General features: G+C 49.0%; 6 protein-coding genes and 1 rRNA gene. 1 reads left to right on the top strand and 6 read right to left on the bottom strand.

The window, feature by feature from the left end; translation table 11 throughout:
• Positions 1-105 (top strand): 5S ribosomal RNA (gene rrf / locus A1SC_RS08425).
• A 63-nt stretch (positions 106-168) separates the two neighbouring features.
• On the opposite strand, the gene A1SC_RS08430 is transcribed toward rrf, so the two are convergent.
• The 6 genes from A1SC_RS08430 to acrF form a co-directional block, all read right to left on the bottom strand.
• Positions 169-927 carry an amino acid ABC transporter ATP-binding protein gene (locus tag A1SC_RS08430; protein WP_000078317.1) on the bottom strand — a complete coding sequence of 253 codons (759 nt, stop codon included), beginning with the start codon at positions 925-927 and terminating at the stop codon, positions 169-171.
• Positions 928-934: 7 nt separating this feature from the next.
• Positions 935-2,038 carry an amino acid ABC transporter permease gene (locus tag A1SC_RS08435; RefSeq protein ID WP_001517195.1) on the bottom strand — a complete coding sequence of 368 codons (1,104 nt, stop codon included), beginning with the start codon at positions 2,036-2,038 and terminating at the stop codon, positions 935-937.
• Between the two features lie 9 nt (positions 2,039-2,047).
• Positions 2,048-3,229 carry an amino acid ABC transporter permease gene (locus A1SC_RS08440; protein ID WP_000019641.1) on the bottom strand — a complete coding sequence of 394 codons (1,182 nt, stop codon included), beginning with the start codon at positions 3,227-3,229 and terminating at the stop codon, positions 2,048-2,050.
• A 67-nt stretch (positions 3,230-3,296) separates the two neighbouring features.
• A complete protein-coding gene (locus A1SC_RS08445; protein ID WP_000738562.1) occupies positions 3,297-4,322 on the bottom strand; it encodes an amino acid ABC transporter substrate-binding protein in 1,026 nt (341 codons plus the stop codon).
• Positions 4,323-4,751: 429 nt separating this feature from the next.
• Positions 4,752-4,973 (bottom strand): lipoprotein, encoded by a 222-nt coding sequence (locus tag A1SC_RS08450; RefSeq protein WP_000825670.1) that lies wholly within the window; start codon positions 4,971-4,973, stop codon positions 4,752-4,754.
• A gap of 251 nt (positions 4,974-5,224) precedes the next feature.
• A complete protein-coding gene (gene acrF / locus A1SC_RS08455) occupies positions 5,225-8,329 on the bottom strand; it encodes a multidrug efflux RND transporter permease subunit AcrF (RefSeq protein ID WP_016249267.1) in 3,105 nt (1,034 codons plus the stop codon).
• Between the last annotated feature and the right edge of the window lie 7 nt (positions 8,330-8,336).

The raw sequence follows: 8,336 nt of genomic DNA, 5'->3' as shown, positions 1-8,336 counted from the left end.
TAGCGCGGTGGTCCCACCTGACCCCATGCCGAACTCAGAAGTGAAACGCCGTAGCGCCGATGGTAGTGTGGGGTCTCCCCATGCGAGAGTAGGGAACTGCCAGACATCAAATAAAGCAGAAGGCCATCCGGAAGGATGGCCTTTTTGCATTTTGAAACCATATCCAATTTAATGGATTACCTGCGATAAAAACGCCTGTGTGCGTTCCGATTTCGGATGTGCAAAAAACTCATCCGGCGCGGCCTGCTCAACAATCTCTCCGCGATCCATAAAAATGACCTTGTCAGCAACAGTGCGGGCAAATCCCATCTCATGCGTTACACACAGCATTGTCATACCCGACTGTGCCAGTCCAATCATCGTATCCAGCACTTCTTTCACCATCTCCGGATCGAGCGCCGACGTGGGTTCATCAAACAACATGATCTTGGGTTTCATGCAGAGTGAACGAGCTATGGCAACGCGTTGCTGCTGACCACCGGATATCTGTCCGGGAAACTTCTGTGCATGTTCGGCAATTCGTACTCTCTCAAGGTAATGCATCGCCAGAGCTTCAGCCTCTTTCTTCGGCATCTTGCGTACCCAAATCGGCGCCAGGGTACAGTTCTGTAAAACGGTCAGATGTGGGAAGAGATTGAAATGCTGAAAGACCATTCCTACTTCTTGCCTGACACGCTCAATATTGCGGATATCTTCGTTAAGTTCGATGCCATCCACTACGATTCTTCCCTGTTGATGTTCTTCCAGGTGATTAATACAACGGATGGTTGTCGATTTCCCGGAACCAGAAGGGCCACACAGAACGATTCGTTCCCCCGGTTGCACGATTAAATTTATATTCTTCAGGACATGGAATTGCCCATACCATTTGTTAACATTTTCCAGCGTAATCATCGCGTTAGCAGGTTGCAGTAAAATTTGGCTCATAGTGTCCTCAATGCGGTGTACGCTCGGTGTTAAAACGTTTTTCCAGATGTTGGCTATAACGCGACATACTGAAACAGAAGATCCAATAGATCAGTGCCGCGAAGACGTACCCTTCGGTCGACATGCCCAACCAGGCGGGATCAACGGTTGCCTGCTGAACGCTACTGAAAAGATCGAACAACCCGATAATGATCACCAGACTGGTATCTTTGAATAGTGCGATGATGGTGTTTACCAGCCCTGGAATAACCAGTTTCAGTGCCTGTGGCAGAATAACCAGCCCCTGGGTTTTCCAGTAACCCAACGCCAGCGACTCTGCAGCTTCATATTGACCTTTGGGGAGCGCCTGCAATCCACCTCGCACCACTTCCGCAACATAAGCGGACTGGAACAGGATCACTCCGACTAATGCACGGATCAGTTTGTCGATGCTGGTGCCTTCTGCCATAAATAACGGCAGCATCACTGACGACATAAACAACACGGTGATCAGCGGTACGCCACGCCAGAACTCGATAAAAATGACGGATAAGATACGCACAATCGGCATATGAGAACGGCGGCCTAACGCCAATAAAATCCCCCACGGCAGCGCCCCTGCAATCCCAACTGATGCAATAATCAAAGTAAGTGTTAGCCCACCCCATTGCCGGGTTTCAACTCGCTCAAGACCAAGAAAACCACCATACATTAGCCACCAGACAATAAGCGGGTAAATCACCGCCCATACCGCAATATAGCGACCGCGATGCGGGAGTATTTTCCAGAACATTGGTGCAATCGAAATCAGGCCAATCAGTAATGCCAGATTAATTCGCCAGCGTTGGTCGTGTGGGTAAAGCCCATACATAAACTGGCCAAATCGCTCGTGGATGAAGACCCAGCAGGCACCTGCTTTTGTACAGTCTGCGCGGGTTGACCCAACCCAGTTAGCCTGCAAAAAAGCCCAGTTCAGCAACGGTGGAATCAATTCCCACATCAGCCACAGGCAACCAATAGTCAGCAGACTATTACTCCAGCTTGAGAACAGATTTTTGCGCGCCCAAACTATAACGCGGCTTGGGTTATGGTTCGCCGGGCGCGGGGGATGAGACAGCAATACTTTCGTCATCATGACTCCTTAGCGTTCAACGATTGCGATACGGCGGTTATAGATATTCATCAGCAGTGAGATAGTCAGGCTGATAATCAGATAGACCGACATGGTCATGGCTATCGTCTCGATGGCCTGCCCGGTCTGGTTAAGCACGGTGCCGGCAAACAGTGAAACCATATCCGGATAGCCAATAGCGGCGGCAAGAGAAGAGTTTTTGACGATGTTGAGATACTGGCTGGTTAACGGAGGAATAATCACCCGCAGCGCCTGCGGAATAATCACCTGACGTAGTGTGACAGTATTGGGTAATCCCAGCGATCGGGCTGCTTCGTGTTGGCCATAAGGCACAGCCTGAATCCCTGCGCGGATAATCTCAGCGATAAATGCAGAGGTATAGACCGAAAGCGCCAACGTTAAGGCAGCCAGTTCAGGGATCAGCACCATACCACCGCGGAAGTTAAACCCTTGTAGGGCTGGAATGTTCCAGTGAAGTGCTGTGCCAAAAAGCCATTGCGCCAGCAAAGGTAAACCAATGATCATCACAGCGGCGACAGGCCATGTGCGACGTAGTTGACCGGTTTTTATCTGGTACGTTTTGTTGAAGCGAAATAGCCCAACAGAAATGGCTATAGCCATCACAACGGTCACGATAAACGCAAGAAATCCATCTCCCAGTTGCGGTGAGGGAATGTAAAGCCCGCGATTGCTCAAAAAGGCCAGATCAAACGCACTCACTGCCTGTCGCGGTCCGGGCAAATTGCGCAACACGGCAAAGTACCAGAAGAAGATTTGCAACAGCGGCGGAATATTACGGAAGATCTCAATATAAATTGTGGATAACTTTCGCAGTAACCAGTTCTCTGAAAGTCGCGCTAATCCAATAAAGAAGCCCAGAACAGAAGCGAACACAATACACAATGCTGAAACCAGTAGCGTATTGAGCAAACCGACAATAAAAACGCGTCCGTAGGTATCGCCCTGCTGGTAATCGATCAAATGCTGGACGATACCGAAGCCAGCGCCACGATCAAGAAAGGCAAACCCTGATGTAATGCCACGATTGCTTAGATTCGTCACGGTATTGTGAAATAGCCAACTAACAATGCCGACGACGGCAACAACGGCAAGGATTTGGAATAACCAGGCGCGAACCACAGGGTTGGCAAAGGAGAGTGAGCCTTTAACAGTTGGGCGGCGATGAGACATAGAAACCTCGAAAACCATAACGCTAAAGAGAGCGCCGCTGTAGCGACGCTCGTTACCTCACACTTACTTAACGCACGGGCGGTGCATATTGGATGCCACCGTTATTCCAGAGGTTATTTTGACCCCGTTTAATTTTCAGCGGACTTTCGGAGCCGACGTTGCGCTCAAAAATTTCCGAGTAATTACCTACCTGTTTGATGATGTTGTAGGCCCACTTGTTATCCAGTTTCAGATCCTTACCGTAATCGCCTTCTTTACCCAGTAGGTGCGCCATATCTGGTGTTGCCGGATTTGCTGCTTTTTCATCGACGTTCTGTGAATTAACGCCCATCTCTTCAGCATTCAGCATGGCGAACAGGGTCCAGCGCACAATAGAAAACCATTCGTCATCGCCACGACGAACCACCGGGCCAAGCGGTTCTTTAGAGATAACTTCCGGCAGAACAATCCATTCGGCAGGGTTACTTAATTTGATACGCAAGGCATACAGTTGTGATTGATCCGAAGCCAGAGTATCGCAGCGACCAGACTCCAGTGCCTTCGCTGATTCGTCAGAGCGATCGAAAGTCACTGGCGTGTACTTCATATTGTTTGCCTTGAAGTAATCGGCAACGTTGAGTTCGGTATCCGTACCCGCCTGAATACAGACAGTTGCGCCATCAAGTTCCTTCGCGCTTTTTAACCCTGCTTTGTCATGTGTCAGGAAACCAATGCCGTCGTAATAAGTGACGCCAGTAAATACCATTCCCATGCCTGCGTCGCGAGATGAAGTCCAGGTCGTATTACGGGAGAGTAAGTCCACTTCTCCGGATTGCAATGCAGTAAAGCGTTCTTTTGCGGTGAGCGGCGTATATTTCACTTTCGTGTCGTCGCCAAATACAGCAGCGGCAACACCACGACAAACATCAACATCAATACCAGAAAACTTACCGTCTGCATCAGCATAAGAGAACCCCGGTAATCCGTCGCTGATCCCGCATTGCACAAAACCTTTTTTCTTTACAGCATCGAGCGTCGCGCCAGCATGCGCCTGATTTGCAACGGCAAGCAGCACGCTGGCGGCAGCCAGTGTGGCTATCATCATCTTTTTCATAATGCTTCCTGTAAGGCGAAAATTATCGTTATAGAACGTTTGGGAAACGTTTTTTACCTGTCTGTGGCCATCCTCTTATAAGCAAAAGTAGTGCCAGTTTTTGCGCACGATTCCGCGACGCAATAAGCAGAGTGTAGACAGGAAATAATAGAAACAGCGCCCCGCAATGGTGCGAAAATGAAACATGCGCCACATTTTGGCGCAAAATATTTACGCGTATTTTACTAAGCAGAATAATGATTATTAGCGTGAGTATCAGAAGGGATGATGTTATTGAAAAATAAATTCATGCGTTATTTCGATAGAAAGGCAAGCGACGAGATAAAATGCTTAATTAAAAGGGAATTAGCCAGCGGAATATAGCAATGTTTAACGTATAGAAAGATTCTGTATCGTTAAACAGAGCGCGGAAGTCCGCGCTCTGTTTAGTTATTTTGACAGAGCAATAATCCCCATTGTCAGGCCAGCGACAGCCGCTGCCCCGCCAGCAATAGCTCCGGCAGTTTCCCAGTTATCCTGCGTCGTACCTTTCATACAGGTATTGGTGTGAACCAGACGGCCCTGATCGTCATAAACCGGAACGCAAGGGGAATCGTGAGCACAACCCGCCAGCAATGCGGTGAGCAATGCCACAGAAATTAATCTTTTCATGATGTTACCTCAATAATAACGCTATCGCTTAATAAGTGAATTCTCTTATTAACGATCTGGATATTATTTTATCATTGGTAGTTATAATTCTTTTAGGATGAATAATGACAAATTATGTGAATTGTAAAAATAGTGAAGGGAGAAGGTGCAAATGAGTTGCTGGTTATAGGAAAAATAATGCTTATCCTATTAATTATTCTCATTTTTCCAGAAAATTTAAAAGGCGTCGAAGACGCCTTTATGTTTCTGATTTACCCTTTGAAGCAACGGCGGATCACGACAAAGAACACCGGCACGAAGAAAATAGCCAGCAATGTTGCAGAGACCATGCCACCCATTACACCGATACCCACTGCGTTCTGAGCGCCGCTCCCGGCACCGTTACTGATAGCCAGCGGCAACACGCCGAGTATAAATGCGAGGGATGTCATCAGGATAGGTCGCAGACGCATGCGCACCGCCATTAGCGTTGCTTCGATAACGCCTTTACTTTCTTTCTCCATCAGGTCTTTGGCGAACTCAACAATCAAAATGGCGTTTTTGGCTGATAAGCCAATTGTCGTTAACAAGCCCACCATAAAATAAACGTCATTTTTCTGATTAAAGAGTGTTGCAGCCAGCAGTACGCCGACAATCCCTAATGGCACGACCAGCATAACCGAGACGGGAATTGACCAGCTTTCATAGAGCGCCGCAAGGCACAGGAAAACCACCAGGAAGGAGATTGCTACCAGGGCAGGAGCCTGGTTACCCGATAAGCGTTCCTGATACGACATCCCCGTCCAGTCATAACCAATGCCGGCAGGTAATTTTGACGCAAGATTTTCCATCAGCGCCATCGCATCACCGGAACTGGTTCCTGGCGCGGCTTCCCCCTGAATCTCCATTGAAGGCAGGCCGTTGTAGCGTTCCAGTCGCGGAGAACCATACACCCAATGTGCAGTGGTAAAGGCAGAGAATGGCACCATTTCACCGTTGGCGCTGCGGACATAAAGTTTATCGACATCTTCTGGCAGCATACGGAATTTTGCATCAGCCTGAACGTACACTTTTTTTACCCGTCCATGGTCGATGAAGTCGTTAACGTAAGTTCCGCCCAACGCCGTAGAAATGGTCTGATTGATATCAGAAAGCGAAACGCCTAATGCCTGTGCCTTTTCCTGGTCAACTTCAAGTTTGAACTGCGCGGTATCTTCCAGACCATTGGGACGTACACTGACTAAGCTGTCAGGATGTTGCGCCGCCATACCAAGCAACTGGTTGCGGGCCTGGGTTAGGGCATCGTGCCCCAGACCGGCCTGATCGATTAACTCAAAGTCGAATCCCGTTGCTGTGCCCAGTTCAACAATGGCTGGCATATTGAACGGAATGACAAAACCGTCGCGGATCTTGCCCAGCTCCATTTTGGCACGGTGGATAACTGCTTCCGCGCTGTTTTCATCGCCACCACGCTTTTCCCACGGTTTCAGGCTGACGAAGGCCATCCCGGCGTTTTGTGCCTGGCCGCTGAAGCTAAATCCGTTAACCGTAAAGACGCTTTCAACGTTCGCTTTCTCGTTCTTCAGATAGTAATCCGTCACTTGATCCAACACTTTTTGCGTCCGCTCTTGCGTCGCGCCAGCAGGAAGTTGAATCATGGTCAGAAAGACCCCCTGATCTTCTTCCGGCAAAAAGGAAGAAGGGAGACGTAAAAACAACACTACCATTCCGGCAACTATCAGCGCATAGATCAGTAAATATCGCCCTGTGGAACCGAGGATTTTGCCAACGCTATTGGTATAGTGGTTAACGCTATGATCGAAAGTGGTATTAAACCAGCCGAAGAAACCGCTCTTTTTATCGTGATGTTCGGCAGAGACTGGTTTGAGTAGCGTTGCGCATAATGCAGGGGTGAGAATCAATGCCACCAGTACGGAAAGCGCCATTGCCGAAACAATGGTGATAGAAAACTGGCGATAAATTGCCCCTGTGGAACCGCCGAAGAATGCCATCGGAATAAAAACCGCTGACAGCACCATCGCAATACCCACCAGTGCGCCCTGAATTTGCGACATCGATTTTTCCGTCGCTTCTTTTGGCGGGAGATTATCCTCCATCATCACGCGCTCGACGTTCTCTACCACCACTATCGCATCATCGACGAGCAGCCCGATGGCAAGCACCATTCCAAACATTGTTAGTGTGTTGATGGAGTAACCAAAAGCGGCGAGGATGGCAAACGTCCCTAACAGCACTACGGGCACAGCAATGGTGGGGATCAGCGTTGCTCGCATATTCTGCAAGAACAGATACATCACCAGAAACACCAGGATAATGGCTTCAACCAGCGTTTTTACCACTTCGTGAATAGAAAGCTGGACGAATGGCGTGGTGTCATAAGGGTAGAGAACCTTCATTCCCTGCGGGAAGAATGGCTGTAATTCTGCCAGTTTCGCCTTAATGGCTTTCGCCGTATCGAGGGCGTTCGCGCCAGTGGCTAGTTTAATACCCAGACCCGCTGCCGGTTTACCGTTGATACGGGCGATGACGTTATAGTTTTCACCACCAAGCTCAACACGGGCGACATCTTTCAGGCGAACCACTGAACCGTCGCTGTTCACGCGCAGGGTGACTTTGCTGAACTCTTCCGGATTTTTTAACCGGGTCTGAGCAATAATCGAGGCGTTCAACTGTTGCCCAGGCAACGCTGGTGTTCCGCCCAGTTGCCCGGCAGCTATCTGATCGTTCTGCACTTTCAACTGGTTAATCACATCAACCGGTGTCAGTTTATATTTGTTTAGCAGGTCGGCGTCCAGCCAGATACGCATCGCATACTGTGCGCCAAAGAGTTGCACGTCACCAACGCCATTCAGGCGGCTAAGCGTATCTTTAACGTTAGAGGCCACATAGTCCGAGATATCGTCCTGAGTGGTACTGGGATTATCAGAGACAAAACCTGCCACCATCAAATAACTGCTACTGGACTTTTCAACGCTAATCCCCTGTTGTTGAACTTCCTGCGGCAGCAACGGCGTGGCAAGTTGGAGTTTGTTCTGCACCTGGACTTGCGCGATATCTGGATCTGTCCCTGACTGGAAAGTGAGGGTAATTGTTACGCTACCGGCGGAATCGCTGGTGGAGGACATATACATTAGGTTATCGATACCATTCATATTCTGTTCGATAACCTGCGTCACCGTATCCTGTACGGTCTGTGCATCAGCACCCGGATAGTTTGCCGAAACAGAAACCGCAGGCGGCGCAATGGTTGGGTATTGGGCGATAGGTAATTGTAGGATCGCCAGTACGCCTGCCATCATCAGAATAATGGCCAGCACCCATGCAAATATCGGTCGTCGAATAAAAAAGTTTGCCATGTCTGAT

The organism is Escherichia sp. KTE52 (assembly GCF_000408325.1).
Classification (GTDB): domain Bacteria; phylum Pseudomonadota; class Gammaproteobacteria; order Enterobacterales; family Enterobacteriaceae; genus Escherichia; species Escherichia marmotae.
This window is presented reverse-complemented; position numbering and strand designations above follow the sequence as displayed.

Bases quoted from the DNA above. Each gene is read 5' to 3' on its own strand.
- A1SC_RS08440 (WP_000019641.1), bottom strand. From the start codon at position 3,229: ATGTCTCATCGCCGCCCAACTGTTAAAGGCTCACTCTCCTTTGCCAAC.
- A1SC_RS08435 (WP_001517195.1), bottom strand. From the start codon at position 2,038: ATGACGAAAGTATTGCTGTCTCATCCCCCGCGCCCGGCGAACCATAAC.
- A1SC_RS08450 (WP_000825670.1), bottom strand. From the start codon at position 4,973: ATGAAAAGATTAATTTCTGTGGCATTGCTCACCGCATTGCTGGCGGGT.
- A1SC_RS08430 (WP_000078317.1), bottom strand. From the start codon at position 927: ATGAGCCAAATTTTACTGCAACCTGCTAACGCGATGATTACGCTGGAA.
- A1SC_RS08445 (WP_000738562.1), bottom strand. From the start codon at position 4,322: ATGAAAAAGATGATGATAGCCACACTGGCTGCCGCCAGCGTGCTGCTT.
- acrF (WP_016249267.1), bottom strand. From the start codon at position 8,329: ATGGCAAACTTTTTTATTCGACGACCGATATTTGCATGGGTGCTGGCC.